The organism is Streptomyces sp. YJ-C3, assembly GCF_053891275.1.
Genome location: NZ_CM132685.1, coordinates 3395673 through 3418763 on the forward strand (window position 1 = coordinate 3395673; position 23091 = coordinate 3418763).

The 23091-nt window shown below is 72.4% G+C and carries 19 protein-coding genes; 12 read left to right on the top strand and 7 right to left on the bottom strand.

The genetic code is table 11. The features are described 5' to 3' along the window. The first annotated feature begins 100 nt into the window (after positions 1–100). A complete protein-coding gene (locus ACVHNB_RS14810; protein ID WP_456228298.1) occupies positions 101–1363 on the top strand; it encodes a DUF6777 domain-containing protein in 1263 nt (420 codons plus the stop codon). Positions 1364–1510: 147 nt separating this feature from the next. Further along, complete coding sequence (locus tag ACVHNB_RS14815; RefSeq protein WP_428950707.1) at positions 1511–3610, top strand: SpoIIE family protein phosphatase; 2100 nt, start codon at positions 1511–1513, stop codon at positions 3608–3610. Between the two features lie 4 nt (positions 3611–3614). Here the strand turns inward: ACVHNB_RS14815 and ACVHNB_RS14820 are convergent, their stop codons facing one another. Next, complete coding sequence (locus tag ACVHNB_RS14820; RefSeq protein ID WP_456228299.1) at positions 3615–4721, bottom strand: ricin-type beta-trefoil lectin domain protein; 1107 nt, start codon at positions 4719–4721, stop codon at positions 3615–3617. Between the two features lie 137 nt (positions 4722–4858). On the opposite strand from ACVHNB_RS14820, the gene ACVHNB_RS14825 reads away from it, so the two are divergent. Then, the gene (locus tag ACVHNB_RS14825) at positions 4859–5722 is read left to right on the top strand and encodes an Fpg/Nei family DNA glycosylase (protein ID WP_428950705.1); all 864 of its coding nucleotides are present in this window, start codon (positions 4859–4861) and stop codon (positions 5720–5722) included. A gap of 24 nt (positions 5723–5746) precedes the next feature. Here the strand turns inward: ACVHNB_RS14825 and ACVHNB_RS14830 are convergent, their stop codons facing one another. Next, complete coding sequence (locus ACVHNB_RS14830; RefSeq protein WP_428950704.1) at positions 5747–6403, bottom strand: hypothetical protein; 657 nt, start codon at positions 6401–6403, stop codon at positions 5747–5749. 80 nt (positions 6404–6483) lie between these two features. Between ACVHNB_RS14830 and ACVHNB_RS14835 the strand changes: the two genes are divergently transcribed. The 4 genes from ACVHNB_RS14835 to ACVHNB_RS14850 all read left to right on the top strand — a co-directional run bounded on the left by ACVHNB_RS14835 (position 6484) and on the right by ACVHNB_RS14850 (position 10431). Next, positions 6484–7233, top strand: coding sequence for a LytR/AlgR family response regulator transcription factor (locus ACVHNB_RS14835; protein ID WP_428950703.1), 750 nt, complete (start codon positions 6484–6486; stop codon positions 7231–7233). Between the two features lie 68 nt (positions 7234–7301). After that, positions 7302–7646: a hypothetical protein gene (locus ACVHNB_RS14840; protein WP_428957456.1), complete on the top strand. Its 345-nt coding sequence runs from the start codon at positions 7302–7304 to the stop codon at positions 7644–7646. Then, positions 7643–9241 carry a sodium/solute symporter gene (locus ACVHNB_RS14845; RefSeq protein ID WP_428950702.1) on the top strand — a complete coding sequence of 533 codons (1599 nt, stop codon included), beginning with the start codon at positions 7643–7645 and terminating at the stop codon, positions 9239–9241. The genes ACVHNB_RS14840 and ACVHNB_RS14845 overlap by 4 nt, the downstream gene beginning before the upstream one ends. Then, a complete protein-coding gene (locus tag ACVHNB_RS14850; protein ID WP_428950701.1) occupies positions 9238–10431 on the top strand; it encodes a sensor histidine kinase in 1194 nt (397 codons plus the stop codon). Before ACVHNB_RS14845 ends, ACVHNB_RS14850 begins: the two co-directional genes overlap by 4 nt. An 18-nt stretch (positions 10432–10449) precedes the next feature. On the opposite strand, the gene ACVHNB_RS14855 is transcribed toward ACVHNB_RS14850, so the two are convergent. Both ACVHNB_RS14855 and ACVHNB_RS14860 read right to left on the bottom strand, forming a co-directional pair. Beyond that, positions 10450–10953, bottom strand: coding sequence for a hypothetical protein (locus tag ACVHNB_RS14855; RefSeq protein ID WP_456228300.1), 504 nt, complete (start codon positions 10951–10953; stop codon positions 10450–10452). Positions 10954–11099: 146 nt separating this feature from the next. Then, positions 11100–11636 carry a sigma-70 family RNA polymerase sigma factor gene (locus tag ACVHNB_RS14860; protein ID WP_428950699.1) on the bottom strand — a complete coding sequence of 179 codons (537 nt, stop codon included), beginning with the start codon at positions 11634–11636 and terminating at the stop codon, positions 11100–11102. A gap of 246 nt (positions 11637–11882) precedes the next feature. Here ACVHNB_RS14860 and ACVHNB_RS14865 point away from each other — a divergent pair, with 246 nt between their 5' ends. Continuing rightward, a complete protein-coding gene (locus tag ACVHNB_RS14865) occupies positions 11883–13070 on the top strand; it encodes a CapA family protein (RefSeq protein WP_428950698.1) in 1188 nt (395 codons plus the stop codon). Here the strand turns inward: ACVHNB_RS14865 and ACVHNB_RS14870 are convergent. Continuing rightward, entirely contained in the window at positions 13057–16017 is a 2961-nt protein-coding gene (locus ACVHNB_RS14870; RefSeq protein ID WP_456228301.1) for a glycoside hydrolase domain-containing protein, read from the bottom strand. The two genes, ACVHNB_RS14865 and ACVHNB_RS14870, sit on opposite strands and share 14 nt — an antisense overlap. Before the next feature lie 117 nt (positions 16018–16134). Between ACVHNB_RS14870 and ACVHNB_RS14875 the strand changes: the two genes are divergently transcribed. From ACVHNB_RS14875 to ACVHNB_RS14890, 4 genes are all read left to right on the top strand, one after another. Then, positions 16135–17268 (top strand): ROK family protein, encoded by a 1134-nt coding sequence (locus tag ACVHNB_RS14875; protein ID WP_428950696.1) that lies wholly within the window; start codon positions 16135–16137, stop codon positions 17266–17268. Between the two features lie 274 nt (positions 17269–17542). Next, a complete protein-coding gene (locus ACVHNB_RS14880; RefSeq protein ID WP_428957455.1) occupies positions 17543–18412 on the top strand; it encodes an ABC transporter permease in 870 nt (289 codons plus the stop codon). Further along, complete coding sequence (locus tag ACVHNB_RS14885; RefSeq protein WP_428950695.1) at positions 18409–19329, top strand: carbohydrate ABC transporter permease; 921 nt, start codon at positions 18409–18411, stop codon at positions 19327–19329. The genes ACVHNB_RS14880 and ACVHNB_RS14885 overlap by 4 nt, the downstream gene beginning before the upstream one ends. A 47-nt stretch (positions 19330–19376) precedes the next feature. Continuing rightward, positions 19377–21026, top strand: coding sequence for a hypothetical protein (locus tag ACVHNB_RS14890; RefSeq protein ID WP_456228302.1), 1650 nt, complete (start codon positions 19377–19379; stop codon positions 21024–21026). Here the strand turns inward: ACVHNB_RS14890 and ACVHNB_RS14895 are convergent, their stop codons facing one another. Continuing rightward, positions 21027–22466: an amino acid permease gene (locus ACVHNB_RS14895; RefSeq protein WP_456228303.1), complete on the bottom strand. Its 1440-nt coding sequence runs from the start codon at positions 22464–22466 to the stop codon at positions 21027–21029. 99 nt (positions 22467–22565) lie between these two features. Beyond that, positions 22566–23027 carry a universal stress protein gene (locus ACVHNB_RS14900; RefSeq protein WP_428950692.1) on the bottom strand — a complete coding sequence of 154 codons (462 nt, stop codon included), beginning with the start codon at positions 23025–23027 and terminating at the stop codon, positions 22566–22568. Positions 23028–23091 lie beyond the last annotated feature (64 nt).

A 23091-nucleotide genomic window follows, 5' to 3' on the forward strand; every position in this document is an offset into this window, starting at 1 on the left:
CTCAGTGTGGGCCCCCGCGCGGCACGGCCACGACTTGCGGGGCCGTGCGACCCGCTCCTGACAATGGGGACATATCGCTGATGCACAGGTGGGAGAACACGTGCGCGCACGGACCAGGACCAGAACGTACGTCACGGCTCTCGGGATATCCGCGGCCCTGCTGCTCGCCGGATGCTCCGGGAGCGGCGGCGACAGCGCCGCCGACGGCAAGGGCGAGCTGTTCCTCCAGCCCGTCGCCGCACAGGGCCCCGATCCCTTCACCGACTCGACCGCCGCGTCCGACGAGAGCCCCCCGCCCGTCACCCGAACGCCGCAACCCTCACCGACCGGCAGCGCCTCCGCCACCTCGCAGGGGATGCACACCATCTCCGGCGCGACCCCCGGGCTGTACGGCGGCACCCACGCCGTGGGCAGCTGCGACGTCGAGCAGCAGGTCCGCTTCCTCACCGCCGACCAGGCCAAGGCCGGCGCGTTCGCCGAGGCCTCCGGCATCGCCCGGGCCGACGTCCCCGGCTTCCTGCGCGGCCTGACGCCCGTGGTGCTGCGCGCCGACACCCGGGTCACCAACCACGGCTACCGCGACGGCCGGGCCACCACGTTCCAGTCGGTGCTCCAGTCCGGCACCGCCGTCCTCGTCGACGAGCGCGGCATGCCGCGCGTCCGGTGCGCCTGCGGCAATCCGCTGAAGCCGCCCGTCGCCCTCAAGGGCTCGCCCGCCCACCAGGGCCAGGAGTGGAGCGGCTACCGGCCGACCCAGGTCGTCGTGGTGACCCCGGCCCCGAAGGTCATCGAGAACATCACCATCATCAACATCGTCAACAACACGTGGATCGAGCGGAAGATCGGTGACGACGGCGACCACGACCGCCCGGTCCCGCCGCCCACGCCGACACCGACACCCACGCCGACGACGCCGTCGCCCAACGACAGCCCCACGTCGCCCGCCCCCAGCGACTCCGACTCCGACTCCGACTCGGCGACCCCCGACGAGGACGCCTCCAGCACGGACTGCCCGACCCCGACGGCCACCGACACCGGCAGCCCCACGGGCTCCCCGTCCCCCGTGCCGTCCGGCTGCCCCACCCCGACGCCGGTCACCCCGAGCACCCCGGACGAGCCCACGACGCCGGACGAGCCCACGGCCCCGGACAGCGGGACCGACTCCGACACCGCCGTGCCGCCGGACACCCCCTCCGAGGACCTGCCCTCCGAGGACATCCCGTCCGACGACACCGGCACGCCGGGCGAGGAGACCGGGCCCGACCTGGTGCCGGACAGCCCGGACGAGTCGGACGGCGGAGGCCTGATCCCGGACGCGACGGACGAGACGTCGCCGTTCCAGGAGAACTCCTTCGACAGCTGACCGGCAGCCGGCCGTGAGCTGCCGCGCGGGCGCCGCCGACACCTCGGCGGCGCCCGCGCCGGCACGTCACCGGCCCGCCGGCGCGGCCCCGCCGAACCGGCCCGCGCCCCGCATGCGGCCCCCTGGACCTGCGCATAGCGTGGCTTCATGGACGCGGGTAGCGAGGGCGGCGAGGAGCCCGGCTCTCCCCCCGAGGGGGAGAGCCCGGAGGACTCCCCGCGCGGTTTTCTCGAGGCCTACGGGCGCGGCCTGCGGATGGGCAGCTTCGACTGGGACCTCGACTCCGGCCTCATGCACATGGACGCCAACGCGCACGAGGTGTTCGACCTCCTCCCCGAGGAGTACGACGACCACCCCGAGACCCTCGCCCTGCGCGTCCCGCCCGGTGAGGGCGGCCGCCTCGACAACCTCGTGTCCCAGGCCCTCAAGAGCGGCGAGGAGAACTACGGCGTCTACTTCCGCATCCGCACCCGCGACGGAGCGATGCGCTGGACCCACACCCGCGGCTACATCCGCCGCGACGACAGCGGCCGCCCGCGCCGCATCGTCGGCATCGTGCGCGACGCCACCGACGAACTCAACGACGCCACCGTCCAGCACGAACGGGCGGCCCGCGAGGCCGTGCGGCGCCGCGAGACCAGCGTCGTGCAGAACACCACCGCCGCCCTCGCGCACGCCCGCACCGTCAACGAGGTCATCGACGTGCTGCGCGAGACGCACGGCGTGGAGCACCTCGGCGCGACCAGCTTCGTCATGGGCCTGGTCCGGGCCGGCCGGATCCACCTGGTCGCCGAGGGGCCCTCCGGCAGCTTCGTGCCCGGCACGCACGTCACCCGCATCGACGACCCGTACCCGATGAGCGAGGTCGTGCGCACCCTCACGCCCCGCTTCATCGAGTCGCCCGAGGACTTCGCCGCGTCCTACCCGGTGCTGTGGCCGCACATCACGCACCTCGGCATCCGCTCGGCCGCCTATCTGCCGCTCATCGCGCAGGCCCGGCCGATCGGCGTCGTCGGCCTGCTCTACCACGACCGCAAGGGATTCACGCAGTCCGAGCGCAACGTCCTCGTCGCCCTCGGCAGCAGCATCGCGCAGAGCCTCCAGCGCGCCATGTTCTACGAGCAGGAGAAGGACCTCGCCCAGGGCCTGCAGCAGGCGATGCTGCCGCGCACCATCCCGGCCGTGCCGGGCGCCGACATCGCCGTGCGGTACCGCTCCGCGTCGCTGGGCCGCGACATCGGCGGCGACTGGTACGACGTGATCCCGCTGCCCGGCGGCCGCGTCGGCGCCGTGATCGGCGACGTCCAGGGCCACGACACGCACGCCGCCGCCGTCATGGGGCAACTGCGCATCGTGCTGCGCGCGTACGCCGCCGAGGGCCACACCCCGGCCACCGTGATGGCCCGCGCCTCCGTCTTCCTCCACGAACTCGACACCGAACGCTTCGCGACCTGCCTGTACGCGGAGGCGGACCTGTCCACCGGCGTCGTCCAGGTCGTGCGCGCCGGGCACCTCGACCCGCTGCTCCGCCGGATCGACGGCACCTGCCGCCGGGTGCCCGTCGAAGGCGGTCTGCCGCTCGGCCTGTCCGCCGAGTTCGGGCGGCTCGAATACCCGGTCACCACCGTCGAACTGGACCCGGGCGAGACCCTGTTGCTGTGCACGGACGGCCTCGTCGAGCAGCCCGGCGCCGACCTCGACGACGGTCTGCACGCCCTCACCGCGCTGATCGGCTCGGGTCCCGCCGACCTCGACCGGCTCGCCGACCGGCTGTGCGCGTCCGTCGACGGGCGCGGCGACGACGACGTGGCGCTGCTGCTCCTGCGCCGCCGCGGCGCGGGCGCCCCGCAGAGCGGCGGCCGGCTGACCGAGCACGTACCGCCCGGCGACCCGGAGGCGCTCAGCGCCGCCCGGCACATGATCCGCGCCGCCGTGCGCGCGTGGGGCGCGGGCGAACGCGCCGACGAGATCGAGCTCGTCGCCGACGAACTCGTCACCAACGCCCTGCTGCACACCGAGGGCCCGGCCATCGTCACCCTGCGGGTGCTGACCGGGCCCGACCGGCGCCTGCGGGTCGACGTGGAGGACACCTCCAGCGCCCTGCCGCGCCGCCGTGAGGCCGGCGATTCCGGCGTCTCGGGGCGCGGCCTGCTCCTCGTCGACCGGCTCGCCGACGTATGGGGCGTGGAGGCGCGCGGCGGCGGCAAGTGCGTGTGGTGCGAGTTCGTGGTCCCCGCACGCCGGTAGGGGATCAGCCAGGCGTCGTCCAGCGCTGGCCGGCGCCGCCCGAGCACGTCCGGACGACGAGCCGCGTGCCGTCGGCGCTCGCGCCGCCCTCCGTGTCCAGGCACCTGCCCTGGTTCACGAGGGTCTCGCCCGACCGCGTCCACTGCTGCGCGGCCGACCCGTCGCACGTCCGCAACTGCACCGAACTCCCGTCGACCGCGACGCACTTGAACAAGGACCGCACCGAACCGTCGTGCGCGAGCACGAAGTTCTGGTGGTTCCCGCCGCCGCACGACCACAGCTCCAGCGCCGTGCCGTCCGCGCTCGACCCGCCGGTCACGTCCGCGCACGCGCCGCCGGTCCCGGTGATCGCCCCGGACGCGGAGTTCCCGATCGCGTCCTCCTGCACGCTGCCGCCCGTCACCCGGGTCACCTTCGCGTACGCGGCGCAGGTGCTGCTCACCGAGGTGCCGCTGACGGAGGCGGTGGCACCCGGGCCCGTCGGCAGATCGAACCGGACCCGCGAGTAGGGCTCGTCCTCGCAGGTCGCCGCGTTGTTGTTCCAGTCGAAGTACTCGACCCAGTCCACCAGGCCGTCGGCGCTCACCCGGGCGCCCGTCCCGACCTGAAGACTCCCGAGCACGAACGACGTACCGGCGGTGGCGTCCGTGATCGTCGCCCGGTACCAGCCCGCGTCGGCGCCGGGCGCGATCCGGAACGTGTAGTGGTGCCCGGCCGCGAACTTCTGCTCGAAACGGCACGTGTAGCCGGAGCCGGTCTCGTCGAGGGTCTGGCAGTACGTCCCCGAGGAGCCCGGCCGCGCGGCCGTCGCGTCCCACAGGGAGAACAGGAACATGCCCGTGCCGGTGCGCCAGCGCTGCTGGCCGACGTAGCCGCCGACCCCGTTCGTGAAGCCGAACTGATGGGCCCAGTAGACGTTCCCACGCCCCGGGTCGGCCTCGACGGTGGTGCCGAACGTCACCTCGGACAGGTCCGAAGTGCCGCTCGGGAAGCGGTAGTTCGTGTACGTGCCGGGGGTCTGGCCCGCGGCCTGCGCGGGCGCGGCGGACAGCCCCAGACAGGCGGCGACGGCGACCACGGCCGCCGTACACAGGGATCTCCAGCGGAACACGGATGCCTCCAGGAGAGTGGGGGAGGATGGCATGTGCACGTCTAGCGAGGGTGTGTGTCGAGCGTGCGCCCACCCCGGCGCCCAGGGCATGGACTTCCGGAGCGGCCGCTTGGACTCTTCGATGGCACCCTGGACGTATGCCGGAACTGCCCGAGGTCGAAGCGCTGACGGACTTCCTCACCGACCACCTGGTCGGGCACGACATCATGCGCGTCCTGCCGGTCGCGATCAGCGTCCTGAAGACGTACGACCCGCCGCTCACGGCCCTGGAGGGCCGCACCGTGACGTCCGTGGCGCGGCACGGCAAGTTCCTCGACATCGCCACGGACGGGGGCCCGCACCTCGTCACCCATCTGGCCCGCGCGGGCTGGCTGCACTGGAAGGACCGGCTCCCCGACGGGCCGCCGAAGCCCGGCAAGGGGCCGCTGGCGCTGCGCGTCGCGCTGGAGACCGGCGCGGGCTTCGATCTCACGGAGGCCGGCACGACGAAGAAGCTCGCCGTGTACGTCGTCCACGACCCCGCCGACGTACCGGGTGTCGCCCGGCTCGGCCCCGACCCGCTCGCCGACGACTTCGACGAACCGGCGTTCGCCAAGCTCCTCGACGGGGAGCGGCGGCAGATCAAGGGCGCCCTGCGCGACCAGTCGCTGATCGCCGGGGTGGGCAACGCCTACAGCGACGAGATCCTGCACGTGGCCCGCATGTCCCCGTTCAAGCTGGCGTCGAGCCTGACGCCCGACGACCTCCACACGCTCTACGCGGCGCTGCGCGACACGCTCACGGAGGCCGTCGAACGCTCGCGCGGGGTCGCCGCCGGGCGGCTGAAGGCCGAGAAGAAGAGCGGCCTGCGCGTCCACGGGCGGACCGGCGAGCCCTGCCCGGTGTGCGGCGACACGATCCGCGAGGTCAGCTTCAGCGACAGCTCCCTGCAGTACTGCCCGACGTGCCAGACGGGCGGCAAGCCGCTCGCGGACCGGCGGATGTCGCGGCTGCTCAAGTAGCGGGCCGCCGGTCCCGGTCCGCGGTCACCGGGGTACCGGAAGCGTCAGCAGCCGGTCGCCGCCGAGCGCCCGCACCTCGAACCGCCGGATCTCGTCGGGCCGGTCCGCGGCCCCGCCCTGCACCTCGACGCGGTCGCCCCGCACCGCCCAGCTCGCCACCGTCTGCTCACTCCCGTCCCGGCCCACCGCGACCAGCTCGCACACCCGTGGTCCGCCCGGATCGCGCACGTCGAGGCCCACCTGGGTGCCCCACCCGCGCTCATCGGCGGTGAGCGTCGCGGCCACTTCGGACGCCGGGTCCCGCCCGCGCAGCGTGAGCGCCGCCGCTTCATGATCGCGCGCCCCGGCGATCAGGGCCGCGCCCTGTCCGGCCGCGCCGAGCAGCAGCACCACCGCGACGACCGCGCCCCACAGCCGGCGCCGGCCCGCGCGGTGCAGCGCCGCCAGCCGGTCGACGGCCCGCTCCACCACGGTCGGGGCGGGCCGCGCGAACAGGTCGACACAGCCCGGCGTCGCCCGCGCGTACAGACCCAACGCCACTACCGGGGGGCCGAGTTCGCTCACCCGCGCCGCACACATCGCGCACTCCAACAGGTGGTCCTCGAAGCGGAACCGTTCCGCCGCGTCCAGGACCCCCAGCGCATAGGCGCCGGCGTCGCGATGCCGTTCCAGGGACCTCATTGCGTTCCTCCCGCTCTCGCCCACCGGTACGCACCGGGCGCCCGATTCACTCAAGCGACCACCCGATTACACTCCGCCGCATGCTGCGCGTACTGGCCGTCGACGACGAGGAACCCGCCCTCGCCGAACTCCTCTACCTCCTGCGCTCCGACCCCCGCATCCGCAGCGCGGAGGGCGCCACGGACGCCACCGAGGCACTGCGCCGCATCGGCCGCGCGCTGGAGGACGGCCCGGGCGGCGACGGCGCGGTCGACGTGCTCTTCCTCGACATCCAGATGCCGGGCCTGACCGGGCTCGACGTGGCACGGCTCCTCGCCGGTTTCGCCCGCCCGCCCCTGGTCGTCTTCGTCACCGCCCACGAGGACTTCGCCGTGCAGGCCTTCGACCTGAAGGCCGTCGACTACCTGCTCAAACCGGTCCGCCGCGAACGCCTCGCCGAGGCCGTCCGCCGGGTCGCCGAACGCGCGGCCAGCGCCCCGCCCCCGGCCACCGTCGCCGACCGCATCCCCGTCGAACTCGGCGGCGTCACCCGCCTCGTGGCCGTCTCCGACATCACGTACGCGGAGGCGCAGGGCGACTACGCCCGGCTGCACACCGCCGACGGCGCCAGCCACCTCGTCCGCATCCCGCTGACCACCCTGGAGGAGCGCTGGCAGCCGCTCGGCTTCGTCCGCGTGCACCGCAGCCATCTGGTCTCCCTGCACCGCATCGACGAACTCCGCCTGGACGGCGGCGGCATGACCGTCCGCGTCGGCGCCGCCGAACTCGCGGTCAGCCGCCGGCACGCCAGCCGCGTACGGGAGCTGCTGATGCGCCGGGCCGGTGGCTGACCAGCCCCTTCCTCTGACGGGCCGGGCCTGCCTACACTCCGCCCGTGTCCGAACCACGGCGACAGGTGGTGACCGGCGAGCCGCGCACCGTGCACGGCGCGCCCGGTCTGCCCGGCCTGCGCACCCAGTGGGAGATCGACGAACAGACGACGCTCGGCGCCGCCTACGTCCGCTCCCTCATGCGCAGCCAACTGCGCGCGGCGGCCGCCGCGTTCGCGGTCCTCGCCCTGCCCGTCGCCGTCCTGCCGCTGTTCTTCGGAGCCCTGCGCAACACGGCCGTCCAATGGCTCGTCCTCGGCTTCGGCTGCTACCCCTTCCTCGTCCTCATCGCGTGGTGGTACGTGCGCCGCGCCGAGCGCAACGAACGCGACTTCGCCGACCTGGTCCGCGGCCGCGACACCGGGGCGCCGTGAACGAGGCGTACGCGATCCCGGCGGTGGCCGTCGTCGTCCTCGCCACCGTCCTCATCGGCGGCTTCGGCCTGCGCATCTCCCGCACCACGTCCGACTTCTACGTCGCCTCGCGCACCGTCGGCCCCCGCCTCAACGCGGCCGCGATCAGCGGTGAGTACCTGTCGGCGGCGTCCTTCCTCGGCATCGCGGGACTGCTCCTGATCCACGGCCCGGACATGCTCTGGTACCCGGTCGGGTACACGGCGGGCTACCTGGTCCTGCTGGTCTTCGTCGCGGCGCCGCTGCGCCGCTCGGGCGCGTACACGCTGCCCGACTTCGCCGAGGGCCGCCTGGAGTCCCGCCAGGTCCGTCGCGTCGTCAGCATGTTCGTCGTCGGCGCGGGCTGGCTCTATCTCGTGCCCCAGCTCCAGGGCGCGGGCATGACGCTGCAGATCCTCACCGGGGCGCCGCGCTGGTTCGGCGGCGCGCTGGTGGCCGCGGTCGTCGTGCTCGCGGTGGCGGCGGGCGGCATGCGCTCGATCACCTTCGTGCAGGCCTTCCAGTACTGGCTGAAGCTGACGGCCCTGCTGGTCCCGGCGTTCTTCCTGCTCCTGGCCTGGCGGGGCAGCGGCGGCCCGCCAGGCGACGTACCGGCGGCCGACCTGCCCTCGGCGGGCGTCGGCGCGGGCCGGCCCCTCGCCACCAGCCGCGCCGACCACCCGCTCTACGCCACGTACGGACTGATCGTCGCGACGTTCCTCGGCACGATGGGCCTGCCGCATGTCGTCGTCCGCTTCTACACGAGCCCGAACGGCCGCGCGGCCCGCCGTACGACCGTGGTGGTCCTCGCCCTGATCGGCGCCTTCTACCTGCTGCCGCCCCTCTACGGCTGGCTGGGCCGCCTCTACGCCCCCGAACTCACCGCCACCCATGACGCCGACGCCACCGTGCTGCTGCTGCCGGGCCGCGTCGTGGGCGGCGTGGCGGGGGACCTGCTCGGCGCCCTGGTGGCGGGCGGCGCGTTCGCCGCGTTCCTCTCGACGGCGTCCGGGCTGACGATGGCGGTGGCCGGGGTGGTCAGCCAGGACGTCCTGCCGACGCGCGGGGTGCGCCACTTCAGGCTCGGCGTCGTCCTGGCCATGGCGGTGCCCCTGGCCGGCGCGCTCCTGGTGGACGGCGTGCCGGTGGCGGACGCGGTGGGCATGGCCTTCGCGGTCTCGGCGTCCTCCTTCTGCCCGCTGCTCCTCCTCGGCATCTGGTGGCGCCGCCTCACCCCGCCCGGCGCCCTGGCCGGACTCTTCCTGGGCGGCGGCTCGGCCTTCGTCGCGGTGACGTCGACGGTCGCCGGCGTGGCCACCGACGGCTGGCTGCACACCCTGCTGGCCTGGCCGGCGGTCTGGTCGGTGCCCGTCGGCTTCCTGGCCATGATCCTGGTCTCCCTGGCGACCCCGGACGCGATCCCCGCCCACACGACGGCGACGATGACCCGCCTGCACCTGCCGGAGGCCCTCTGGTCGGGCGGCGTCCGAGGACGCGGAGAACGGCGCGAGCAGCCCGCGACGCCCCGCACGCGCCGGACCCCGTCGCCCCCCACGGCGAGAGGCGACCACGAGTGACCGGCACCGTCACGGCGACCCTCCTCGCGCTCTGCCCCGTCCTGCTCGCGGCCGGTTTCCTCGTCGGCAGGCGCACGGCCCACCCGGCGGGCCGCAGCGACGTGGGCACACCCGTGGAGCGCGCCACCTTCGAGACCCTGCACACCGCCTCGCTCGCCGCCCCGGCCCTGCGCGCCGGCCTCACCGAGGACACCGCCCGCAAGTCGGCCCGCCGCCTGCGCACGCTCCTCGGCACCGACGCCCTGGCCCTCACCAACCGTTCGACCGTGCTCGCCTGGGACGGCGCGGCCGAGCAGGCGCACGCCAAGTCCGTCATGGACGAGGTCACCCCGGTCCTGGCCGGCGGCCGTTCCGTCGCCTTCGACTGCGGCTGCGCCACCGTCGACTGCCCGCTGCGCTGGGCGGTGGCGGCGCCGGTGGTCGCCGACGGCCGCGTCCTCGGCGCGGTCGTCGCCTACGCGCCGCACGAGTCCGCGGTCCTCGCCCGCGCCACCGACGAGGTGGCCCGCTGGGTCTCCGTCCAGCTCGAACTCGCCGAACTCGACCGTTCCCGCACCCGGCTCATCGAGGCCGAGATCAAGGCGCTGCGCGCCCAAATCTCCCCCCACTTCATCTTCAACTCCCTCGCGGCGATCGCCTCGTTCGTCCGCACCGACCCCGAGCGGGCCCGCGAACTCCTCCTGGAATTCGCCGACTTCACCCGCTACTCTTTCCGCCGCCACGGCGACTTCACCACGCTCGCCGACGAACTGCACTCCATCGACCAGTACCTGGCACTGGTCCGCGCCCGCTTCGGTGAACGGCTGTCCGTCACCCTGCAGATCGCCCCGGAGGTGCTCCCGGTCACGCTGCCGTTCCTGTGCCTGCAACCCCTCGTCGAGAACGCGGTCAAGCACGGCCTGGAGGGCGCCGTCACCCGCAGTCGCATCACCATCGGGGCGACGGACGCGGGCGCCGAGGCCGAAGTGGTCATCGAGGACGACGGCCTGGGCATGGACCCCGAGGAACTCCGGGCGATCCTGCGGGGCGAGGGCGACCGCTCGACCGGCATCGGCCTGTCGAACGTCGACGAGCGCCTGCGCCAGGTCTTCGGCGACGCCTACGGCCTGGTCATCGAGACGGCCGTGGGCGCGGGCATGAAGATCACGGTGCGCATCCCGAAGTACCGGGCGGGCGTCTACGCGCCCTGAGCGGCCGTGCCGGAACGGTCAGAACAGATGGATCGCCAAATGGCCCAGGGGAAGGCCCAGTTGCCAGGCCGGTGTCCACACCTGCGGTCCGTCCTCCTCGTCGGGAACGGGCACCGCGTCCAGGTCCGGCGCGAGCAGCTCGGTCTCCTCCAGCCATCTCCACGCGGTGACGGCGAGCTCCAGGTCGGGCGACGGACTCCCGAGGCCGTGCGCCCGCTCCTCCCGCTCGGCGAAACACGCCCGCACCCACGCCTGCCACGGCTGGTCGTACGCCGTCAGCGACGACCACGTGTCCAGCTGCGACACCACCCGGATCCTGGACAGTTCGTCGCCCGAGTCGGACAGGAAGATGGTCAGGGCGAGCGCGTCACGTCCGGCCCGGAACTCGAAGGACGTGGGCGGCATCAGATCCCCGGTGCGCAGCAACTCGTCCGCGATGTACTCGGCGTACAACCACGCCATGGGAACGACGAGTTCACCGCCGTCGGTGCCCGAGGCACCGCCCTGGCTCTCGTACGACATCCTTTCCTGCCTTCCTCCGGTCCGTGCGCTTCGCCGGCCCCCGGGCCCCACCCGTCCAACTCGCCGGGGAGGACAGCGGATTACTCAACCGAGGAAACAGCACGCTGAGCAAGGCGCTTTGCCGATGCTTGACCCGGCCTCCCGTTTCATCGCAGGTCAGGCGCGTAGCCCGGAAGTACCCGTCGCAACGCCCGCAACGCATAGTACGCACGGGACTTGACGGTACCCGGGGGGATGCCGAGCGCTCCTGCGGCCTCCGCCACACTCGCGCCCTTGAAGTAGACCTCGAGGAGCACGGCCCGGTGCTCCGGGCTGAGCGTCGCCACCGCCTCCCGCACGTCGAGCGCGGCCGCGGACCGCTCGGCGTGGTCGGCGCACACCCGCGCGCTCTCCAGGACGGCGTCGCCCACCTCGGCGGGCCGGGCGAGCCGCGCCCGCCGGGCGTCGATGGCGAGGCGCCGGCCGACCGTGAACAGCCAGGGCCGCACCGACTCGTAGCGGGAGTCGAGTGCCTCCGGGTGCTGCCAGGCCCGGACGTACGTCTCCTGGACGAGGTCCTCCGCGCGTTGGCGGTCCCCGTCGCACAGCCGCAGCAGGAACGAGAACAGCGGCCCGCCGTGCTCCCGCTGGACCTGGGCGAGGTCCTCCTCCGGTGTCGTGGGTGTCGTGAGCGCCGTCGTCATGCGCGTATGGCAACGCAGGGCGCCGCGCCCGCCCAGGGGCCGCGCGCGGCTCTGCGGCAGGCGGTCGAAGCCGTCGACGAACGGTGCGGTGAACGGGCCGAGTGGAGCAGCGGCGTGCCGCCCGTTCAGGGGCGCGCCCGGTATGGGGCCTTGACTCACCTTTGTCCTCGTACGTGGATGCGTAGGACGAAAATCCCCCCGAAAACGACCCCTGCGCGGGTCCACTCTGTCCAGGGAGCCTGGTCGATGACACGGAGCACACGCCGGACGCGGCGGACGGCGGTCCTCGTGGCCGCCTTGATCGGACTGGGCGCGGGCTGCTCCGCCCCGGCCGGCGAACCGGCCCGCACACCGGGTCCGCCCACCGCGACGGGGGCCACCGGCCGCCCCGCCCCGTCCGCGGCCCGCGGCTTCACCCTCGTCGCGTCCGGCGACGTCCTGCCGCACACCTCGATCATCGACAAGGCCCGAGCGGACGCGGGCGGCGACGGCTACGACTTCCGCCCCATGCTCGCCGGCGCGAGATCGGTCGTCGCCGGGGCGGACCTGGCGATCTGCCACATGGAGACGGTGTACGGCGCGAACGGCGACTACAGCGGCTACCCCGCGTTCAAGTCCCCGCCGCAGGTCGCCGCGGGCCTCAGGGCCACCGGATACGACTCCTGCTCCACGGCCTCGAACCACACCCTCGACGACGGCGCCGACGGCATCGCCCGCACCCTGGGCGCCCTCGACCGGGCCGGCGTGAAGCACGCGGGCTCCGGCCGCACGGCCGCCGAGGGGCGCGGCCCGGCCTGGCTGCGCGCGGGCGGCGCCAAGGTCGCCCAGCTCGCGTACACCTACGACACGAACGGCTACCCGCTGCCCCAGGGCCGCCCCTGGGCCGTCAACCTGATCGACCGTCAGCGGATCGTGGCCGACGCCCGCGCCGCCCGCAGGGCGGGCGCCGACGTGGTCGTCGTCTCGATGCACTGGGGGACGGAGTGGCAGGACGAGCCGGACGCCCGGCAGCTGAGCCTCGGCAGACAGCTCACCGCGTCCCGCACGAACGGCCGCCCCGACATCGACCTGATCCTCGGCACCCACGCGCACGTCCCGCAGGCGTACGAGAAGGTCAACGGCACCTGGATCATCTACGGCATGGGCGACCAGATCGCCGGCGAGATGTTCACCTACGACGGCGCGCAGGACGCCCGCGGCAACATGGGCACGATCGGCCGCTTCCGCTTCGCCCCGCCCGCCCGCGCGGGGGAGCGCTGGCGGGTGACGAAGGCCGAGTTCGTCCCCGAGTGGTTCGACCTCGGCCCGGACCGTGTCGTGAACCTGAACCGCGCCATCGACCAGGGCGCCGACGTCGAGGGCATCCGGGACCGGATCCGGAGCGTCGTCCTCAGCCGGGGCGCCGCGAAGGACGGCCTCGTCATGGGGAAGTAGGCGCTTCCAGCCGCAGCAGCAGGCCCCGTCCCGGTGCGACCCGGACGGGGCCTCCCGCCGGGTACGAGCTCGCCTCCTGGAAGCCCTCGACCGCGGGCGCGTGGGCCTCGACCGCCCTGCCGTCCAGGGTGATGCGGCACTCCACAGGCTCCGTCGCCCAGGACGCGAGCGCCACCGTCGTGTGCCCGTCGCCGCTCCGCCAGGTCGTCGCGAGCACGTCGTCGTGCCCGGTGCGCACCGCCGGGTCGCCCGCCCACCAGCCGGTCATCTCCGCCTGCGGCAGGCCGAGTTCGTCGAAGGCGCGCCACAGCGGGCGCACGTCGGTCATCGGGGCCCGCGCGGTCATCCCGAACACCAGCCCGCGCCACGGGTTCCCGCCGCCCTCCAGCATCTCGCCCATCAGGCCGAACGGGATGCCGGACACCTCCACGAGCCAGTACGCCGGATCGGTGCCCTCGTAGTCGAAGAGCTCGCCGAGCCACAGCCGGTCGACGTAGGGCAGAAGCTCCGCGTACAGATTGGCACTTGAGGCGAAGCCGTCCGGGGCGCGGTACTGGTTGCATGAGTGCAGGTCGACCAGCGGCGGGGTCTCGCCCGAGGCGCTGAGGGCCTTGCGGACCCGCTTCATCGTCACCCGGTCGTACGCGACGTCGTCGAGATACAGGCCGTCCGCGCCGATGTGCTCGCGCAACCGCCGGATGCCCGCCACGTAGAAGTTGTGCCAGCGGGACTCGCCGGTGGTGACCACGGCGACGTCGCGCACGTCCGGCGCGACCCAGCCCGGCACGTGCGTGTCACCCAGGTGCTCCTGGAGCCAGGCGTGGCCGCCGCCGGGGCCGGCCGCGAGCACCTCGTCGCCGAACGACGCGAGCACCGGCAACTCCGGTGTGTGCCGAGTCAGTTCGCGCACCGTGTCGTAGACCTTCACCCGGACGCCGAGCGCATGTGCCCGCTCGGTGTAGGCGCGCAGCCGGTCGGCGGCGAGCAGAGGGTCGTTGATGTACGGGTTCGGGGGAGTGGCGTGGTGCAGGTTGACGACGTTCGCGCCGTAGTCCGCGACCTCTTCCGGCGCGGCGTACGCGTGGAAGTACCGCTCGGTCAGCTGCCGCCCCGGATCGATGGGCTTGAACGGCGTGAGCAGCAGCCGCAGTTCGAAGCGCCGGCTCTCCCCGGCGCGCAGCCGCACGGGCCCGCTGTGCGCGGTCAGGGTGCGCACGCCGTGGGCCGTGCGCAGCCGCAGCCCGCCGAGCCCGTCGTCGCCCGCCCAGGAGCGGGGCGTGACGAGGGGCTTCTCCCGGTAGTAGTTGGTGTTGAGCGGGCGTTCGTAGTGCTCGTCGCGCAGGGAGAGCTGGAGCCCCGCGTGCGTCGTGCCGAGCCACAGCGCGTCCTGGTTGCGGGTCGGGGTGTCCCACGTCCAGTCGTACGTCTCCGGGCAGACGCGACCCGTCAGGCCGAGGCCCATCACGTACCGGGCGATGTCCTCGTGGACCGGCACCTCCAGGCGCACGTCGGGCAGCTCGACCTCGGCGGTGGCCTCGACCGTCGCACGGACGACGAGGAAGCCGTCCGCCTCCAACTCGCCCTCGGTGTGCAGCAGTACACCGTCCCCGTCGGCCCGCGTCGACCAGCTGACGCGGGCCGGACCCGGCTGCTCCACGGTGAGGGAGCCGGACTTCACGGCGCGTCCGAGATCCAGGCGGACCGGCGCGGCGAGCACCTCCCGCGCGGGGCCGTCGGCCGCCGTCACCGCCGGGGTGAACGTGGAGACCAGCCGGTGCGGGAGGCCGTCCGGACCGAGGTGCACGGTGCGGCCCAGGATGTCCAGGCGGTGCCCGCCGTCCGGCGCCGCCCCGGCGCGGACCGGGGTGAAGGGCGGCACCGGCTCGTCGTCGTGCCCGGCCGTCGAGTCCAGCCACGCCAGCCGGGCCAGCCGGTGCGGCTCACCGGCGCCGCCGTCGGGCAGCAGCCGGTCGGTCACCGTCAGCCGGACCGGCAGCACCCGCTCGGCCCTGCCCTCGGCGCGGACCGCCACCTCGCCCTCGTACCGCCCGGGCCCGGTGTCCGCCGGGACGTCCGCGAGGAACCACAGGGCGCACACCCCGCCCGCGGCCACATCGACCCGCCGCTCGAAGGCGCGGCCCCGCGCGTCGATCCCGCCCAGGCTGAGGCAGCGGACCGCGAACGGCAGCCCTCGCACCGCCACCCGCACGTCGGCGAGGCCGGCGGCCCCGGCGTACACGCCGACCTGGAACGCGTAGGACTCGCCGCGGTCCGCCGTCCCCTCGAACGGGGCGAACGCGGCGCCGCGCGCCCACCGCGCGGGCACCTGCCCGTAACGGCCCAGCGGGTGCGCCCGGTCCTCGCCGAACAGCAGCAACTCGGCGTCGGGAAAGTCGAGTTCCAGTGCCCTGCGCTCCGCCGCCGTCGCCGCGAACCCCAGCGGGGCGAACGAGTCCACCGCGCTCGCCGCCTCGTAGCGCAGCGCCCGGGCCCGCGGCAGTCCGGCCCAGGACTGCGCCGGCCGGTCGAGGCCGTGCTCGTGCACCCACTGCGGGTCGGCGGTCCGTGTCGGTTGCCGGTAGGCGGCCTGCGGGTAGTAGGCGCGGCCCGTGTGCGCGTACGGCAGATAGTGCACCGCGTACGTCCCCGGGCCCTCGACGGGCTCGAACGCGATCCGGCCGACCTCGGCGGTCACCTTGACCGCGAGGGTGTTGCGCACCCGCCGGCCGGACGGCGCGCGCACGATCACATCGACGAGCGCCGGGTCCGGATCCTGGCGCCGCCACGGCACCTCCACCGCGCACACCGGGCCTGCCGCCTCGGCCCGTACGAGGATGCGGTGGTTGCCGTACACGTCGGCGTCCCAGTCGCCCACGCCGCACGTGAGCTCCGGATGGCCGTGCCCGGCGGCGAGGTCGAGATGCTGTCCCGCGAAGTGCTCACCCATGCGTGGTCCCCCAGGGGCGCGTTTATTAGGTAAGTTGCTCAATCACTCCGGGTCACCCTGGGGAGTCACCGATCATGCTGTCAAGGGGGACGCCTTGGATCGGGGAGAGCCGCAACCATGAAATCCACGCACCACGCCAAGAGTGGTGATCCTTCACTGCTGCGCCGCCTCAACGCGGCCGCGGCCCTGCGCGTGCTGCGCGAGCGCGCGGAGATCACCGTGCCCGAACTCGCCGCGCTCATCGGCGTGTCCCGGCCCACCGCGCAGGACCTGACGGCCCAACTCCTGCGCGAGGGCCGCCTGGTGGAGCTGGAACCGGGCATCGGAGGGGTCGGCAGACCGGCCCGCCGGTTCCGGTTCCGCGCCGAGGCCGGACATGTCATCGGCGTCGACATCGGCGCCCACAAAGTGCTCGCGCTCGCCGCCGACCTGCTCGGCCGCACCGTCGCCACGTACCGCGTGCCCGTCACACCCGAACTGTCCGCGCCCGAGCGCCTCGACGCGGTGCGCGCCGCCATCCGGGGCTGTCTCGCCGGACCCGACGCGGTGGGCGTGCGCCCGCTCGCCACCGGGGTCGGCACCAGCGGCATGGTCGACACCGCGGGCCGTGTCGTCACCGTCAGCGACTCCCTGCCCGGCTGGAGCGGCGTCGACCTCACGGCCGAACTCGCCGGCACGGCTCCGGGCACCGTGATCGTGGGCAACGACATCCAGCTCGCCACCCTCGCCGAGGGCACGGCCGGGGTCGCCGCCGACGCCGACGACTTCCTGTACCTGTACGTCGGCAACCGGCTCGGCATCGGTCTGTGGCTGCACGGCGGGCTGCACCGCGGCCACCACGGCGCCGCCGGCGAGATGGTCGCCGGTGACGGCTGGACCACCCCCTACCGGCGGCTGCTCGACTGGTTCGCCGGGCACGGCGGAGAGGCGCGGCCCACCCGGGAGAACGCGGCCCGCGCGGTCGTCGCCGCTGCCGCGGCCGGCGACGGCGGAGCCGCGTACACGCTGCGCGCGTTCGCCCACGCCCTCGCCGAGAGCCTCGCCCGGCACGTCGCCGTGCTCGACCCGGGGTCGGTCGTCCTCGGCGGCGGCATCTCGCGCGCCGGAGCCCTGCTGAGCGAGCCGTTCGCCGAGCGACTCGCGGCCCTCAGCCCCTGCCCGCCGACGGTACGGACCTCCACGCTCGGCGAGGAATCGACCGCAATCGGGGCAGCCCGTCTCGCACTGGAACACATCGAGCACGCCGCGTAGAAAAGTCCAAGACCCGCCGACGAAGAGTCCAACTCTCCGGGGCCGGCAGGCGGTTGACGCGCCTTCCGGCCCCTTCCATGATGACTCTCCACTTCAGCAAGTTGCCTTCCAAATTGGCGATCCCGTCCCGTCGGTGGGAGAACGTGTGTCATCCCCTGCAACTGAGCGGCGCCCACGCGCCGCCTCGCCCCCCGTGGCCACGGCGCAGCCCGCCGCCGACCGCAAGGTCAGAAGCCGTCCACCGCTCGGGCGCCGGATCCGCAACAACTGGGTGATGCTCGCCCTGATGGCGCCCGGCCTGCTGTTCTTCGTGGTGTTCTTCTACGTCCCGATGCTCGGCAACATCGTGGCGTTCGAGGACTACCAGCCGTTCATCGGCTTCAAGGACAGCGCCCTGGTCGGCCTCGCCAACTTCCAGGAGCTCTTCGCCGACCCCGCCTTCTGGGAGTCGGTCCGCAACACGCTCGCCTTCGCCGCCCTCCAGCTGATCTTCTTCTTCCCGGCCCCGCTGGCCCTCGCGCTACTGATCAACAGCCTGGTCTCCAGCCGCGTGAAGAAGTTCGTGCAGAGCGTCGTCTACCTGCCGCACTTCATCTCCTGGGTCCTGGTGGTGGCCCTCTTCCAGCAGGTGCTCGGCGGCGCGGGCCTGATCTCCAACTTCCTGCGGGAACACGGACTTTCGGCCCTCGACGTGATGACCGACCCCTCCACCTTCCCGATGCTGATCACCGCACAGGTGATCTGGAAGGACATCGGCTGGGGCATGATCATCTATCTCGCCGCGCTGGCGAGCGTCGACCAGAGCCTGTACGAGTCCGCCGCCGTCGACGGCGCCGGGCGCTGGCGCCGCATGTGGCACGTGACCCTGCCCGCGGTGCGCAGCGTCACGATCATGCTGCTCGTGCTGCGTCTCGGTGACGTGCTCTCGGTGGGCTTCGAGCAGTTCCTGCTCCAGCGCGACGCGGTCGGCGCCCGTGCCGCCGAGGTCCTCGACACGTACGTCTACTACCACGGCGTGGTCTACGGCGACTGGGGCGTCGGCGCCGCCGCCGGCCTCGTCAAGGGCGTCGTCGGCGCCCTGATGATCTGGGGCGCGAACCGGCTCGCCCACGCCTTCGGAGAGCAAGGGGTGTACTCCAAGTGACCTTCTCCTTGCCTCTGTTGAGGCCCCGGCCCGAGGACGTGCGACCCGCGTGGGAAGAGGAGCCGTCGCGGCTCGGCAAGGCGTCGAAGGCGGTCGTCCTCGCCGTGATCTGCGTCGTGATGATCCTGCCGTTCCTCACGGTCCTGTCGACCAGCCTCGCGTCGCGCAAGGAGATCACGGAGTCCGGCGGCTTCGTCCTCTTCCCGACGGACCCGAGCTTCGAGGCGTACACGACGATCCTCTCCGGCGGCCTGGTCACCCGCGCCGTCCTGGTGAGCATCGGCATCACCGTCGTCGGCACGACCCTCTCGCTCCTGACGACCATCGGCCTCGCCTACTCGCTCTCCAAGCGCGGCGTCCCCGGCAGCAAGCCGGTCCTGCTCCTGGTCCTGTTCACGCTGCTGTTCGCGCCCGGCATGATCCCCATGTACGTCCTCGTGAAGGAGCTCGGACTCCGCGACTCCTACTGGTCGTTGATCCTCCCGGGCCTCATCAACGCCTTCAACCTCGTGGTCATGCGGGCGTTCTTCATGAACATCCCCGAGGAGCTGTACCAGGCGGCCCGCATCGACGGCGCGGGCGACTGGCGGATCCTGACCCGCATCGTTCTCCCGCTGTCCAAGGGCGTCATCGCGGTCGTCGGCCTCTTCTACGCGGTCACGTACTGGAACGCCTTCTTCAACGCGATGCTCTACCTCGACGACTCCGGCAAGTGGCCCATCCAGGTCGTGCTGCGCAGCTACGTCGTGCAGGGCAAGTCGATCACCGGCGACCAGCTCGGCGTGAACCACATGGCGCCCGCCCAGTCCATCTCGATGGCCGTGGTGATGCTGGCGCTGCTGCCGATCCTGCTGCTCTTCCCCTTCCTGCAGAAGTACTTCAGCAAGGGTGTGCTGACCGGCGCCATCAAGGGCTGACCCGCCCCGCGCCGCCCACCTGCCCTCCCCATTCTTGGAGTTGACCCATGAGCACCGGTCTGTCCCGACGCCACTTCCTCGGTCTGAGCACCGCCGTCGCGGCGGGCGCCGCCGCCCCCTTCCTCACCGGCTGCGGCTCGTCCACGGCGGGCAAGGGCGAGGCGGCCTCCGCGAAGGTGAAGCTGCCGACGTACGTCCCCTTCACCAAGGTCAAGCCCGACCTGCCGCCCAACGCCAAAGGCCTGTCGGCCGGCTTCCTCTCGTACCCGAAGGAGCTCGTGCAGAGCGTCGCCAAGGTGCCCGGCGACGGCTCGGAGGTGTCGATGCTCACCGAGATATGGGTGCAGCCGCCCACGCCCAAGGGGTCCAACGCCCACTGGAAGCAGGTCAGTCAGAAGCTCGGCGTCGACCTGTCCGCCATCCTCGGCACGGACCCCGGCTACGAGGAGAAGTTCCCGGCGATCGTCGCGGGCGGTGATCTGCCCGACCTGATGTGGATCCCGCCGAACCAGGGTCTGCAGCACATCTCGCAGCTGCTGGAGTCGAAGATGGCCGACATCACGGAGTACGTCTCCGGCGACGCGGTCAAGGACTACCCGAACCTCGCCAACATGACCCCGGCCCACTGGAAGACGGCCGTCGTCAACGGCAAGATCTGGGGCGCCCCGAGCCCGTACCCCGCCCTCGGCCAGGTCTACGCCGGCAACCCGGACATCTGGGCGAAGGCCGACGGTTTCTCGGCGTCGAGCACCGAGGAGTTCATGGACAAGTGCAAGGAGGTCACGGGCAGCAACGTATGGGCGCTCGAACCGATCTACGTGAACGCCGTGAGCGTGCTGAGCCAGTGCTACGGCGCGCCCAACAAGTGGGGCCGCGCCAAGGACGGTTCGGTCACCTTCTGGATGGAGTCGGAAGGGTTCCTGGAGGCGCTGAACCTCGTCGTCAAGCTCAAGAAGGCGGGCGTCTTCTACCCCGGCGACCCGAAGATGGCGGACGCGTACCTGAAGCTCGCGCAGGGCCGCATCGGCGCGTGCGTCTACGCGAACCCGTTGGGCGCCCGCAAGGACACCCGCACCAACGACCCGAAGCTGGCCGCCGAGATCCTCGTCCCCTTCGACGCCGACGGGCACAAGGCCAACGCCCATCTGCACGCCTTCGGCACCATCGGCTACACCGCCATCAAGAAGGGCAGCGAGAAGCGCGTACGCATGCTCCTCGAAGTCCTCAACTACCTTGCGGCGCCGTACGGGACGAAGGAGCGGGAGTTCCTGGAGTTCGGCGTGGAGGGCACCGACTTCACGTACGACAAGGACGGCTATCCGCAGCGCACGAAGAAGGGCAAGCAGGAGGTCGAGGGCCTGTGGAGCGGTCTGACCACGGCCACCACCGCCCCCTATGTCCTCGCGCCCTCCAGCTTCCCCGGCACCCACGGCGTCCAGGACGTCCGCGACATCTACGGCGTCGAGCAGCAGCTCCTGAAGACCGCGGTCCCGAATGCCGCGGTCGGTCACTACTCGGACGCCTACACCGAGCACTACGGCCGCCTGTCGACCGAATCCGGCGACCTCGTCAACGACATCGTCGCCGGCCGCAAGAAGATCAGCGAGTGGAAGCCGTTCTGGCAGGAGTGGGGCCCCAAGGGACTCGACCAGATGAAGCAGGAGTTCCAGAAGTCCCTTGAGGCGAGCGGGGAATGACTAGTCGGTGGACGTGCGGGCGAGCTCGGACCTCTTGTAGGAGTACCCGAAGTAGATCCCGAGCCCGATGACGAACCACACGGCGAACCGCACCCACGTCTGCCACTGCAGGAACGTGATCAGCCAGATCGAGAAGACGACACCCACCGCGGGCACGACCGGCATCCCCGGCGTGCGGAAGGTGCGCGGCAGGTCCGGCTGCCGGTAGCGCAGCACGATCACCGCGACGCACACCACGACGAACGCCAACAGGATCCCGATATTGGTCAGTTCGGCCGCCTCGCCGATCGGCAGGAAACCGGCGATGGCGGCCGACGCGACCCCGACGATCCACGTCACGCGCGTCGGCACGTGCCGCGTCGGGTGCGTCTTCGCGAACCACTTCGGCAGCAGCCCGTCCCGGGACATGCTGAACCACACCCGGGTGACACCCAGCATGAACGTGAACATCACGGTCAGGATGCCGATGATGGCGCCCACCGCGATCACGTCCGCGAGCCCGCTCAGTCCGGCCGCCTTGAACGCGGTCGAGAAGCCGCTCTCCGGATCGATGTCCTTGTAGTTCTGCATACCGGTCAGGACCAGGCACGCGAGCACGTACAGCACCATCGAGATCGCGAGGGAGTAGAGGATCGCCTTCGGCATGTGACGCTGCGCGTCCTTCGACTCCTCCGCCGCCGTCGACATGGCGTCGTAGCCGAACACCGCGAAGAAGACGGTCGCCGCACCGGTGAACGCGCCGCTGACCCCGAACGGGAAGAACGGCGTGTAGTTGCCCGTGTTGATGTGGAAGAAGCCCACCCCGATGACGAGCAGCACCACGAGCACCTTGAGGACGACGACGATCGTCTCGAAGCGGGCCGCGTTCCTGATCCCGAGCGTCAGCAGGTACGCGATGAGCAGGCACAGCGCCGCGGCGAACAGGTCGACCTTGTGGCCGTCGCCGGTGCCGGGCGCGCCCAGCATCCAGTTCGGCAGATCGATGCCCATCTCGCCGAGCAGGAAGCTGAAGTAGCCGGAGATGCCGATCGCGACGACCGCGACGATCGCCGTGTACTCCAGGAGCAGGTCCCAGCCGATGAACCAGCCGGCGAGCTCGCCGAGCACCGCGTAACCGTACGTGTACGCCGATCCGGCCTTCGGGATGAGCCCGGCGAACTCGGCGTAGGAGAGGGCGGCCGCGGCGCTCGCCACACCCGCGATGAGGAAGGAGATCAGCACGGCGGGGCCGGCCGTGCCGTTGGCGACGGTGCCCGCGAGGGTGAAGATGCCCGCCCCGATGATGCCGCCCACGCCGATCGCGGTGAGCTGCCCCAGGCCCAACGAGCGGGTGAGCTGGGACCGTTCGCCGCCCGCCCCGCCCTCGGTGTCCTCGATCTGTTCGATGGGTTTGCGGCGCAGCACGCCCTGTCCCATGCGCGGTCGTGGGGGAACGGCCATGAGCTCACCTCTTCGCAGACGTGACGGCTGACGGCCGATCATGATGCACCCGTGGCGACGGCGAGGGAAGACGACGCGCCTTGTGGGGCCGGGCGGTCGTTACGGAACGACGGTGACCGGCCAGCGCCCCGCCTTCACCAGGCGTACGGCCACCGAGCCGACGATGCGGTGCCCGGCCTGCTCGGACGCGCCGACCACGACGGCGTCGGCCGTGAGCTCGTCGGCGGCGGTGACCAGCCCGTTGAACGGGTCGCCGCGGAACGTGTGGAACTCCCAGCGCACGTCGTATATGTCCTTCACCCGCTCCGCCGCCTCGCGGATCTCCGCGATGAGGCCCTCGGCGATCTCGTCGGTCGTCTCCGCGACGGGCACGCCGAGCGCGGCGCCGGCCGCCATCACGGGCTGCACATAGACGACGGCGAGCAGGGCGCCCTGCCGCCTGGCCAGGCCTCCGGCATATGCCGCCGCCCGGAACGAGGAATCGGAGCCGTCGACTCCGACCACGATCACCTTGGGCCCGTCCGTACCGCGCTCGAACTGGTGTGGCTGCTGATCGGTCACGCGCAGAGGTTAGCGGAAACCCCCAGGTGAGGGGACCCGTGGGGCAGAACGGATCTCTCGGTTC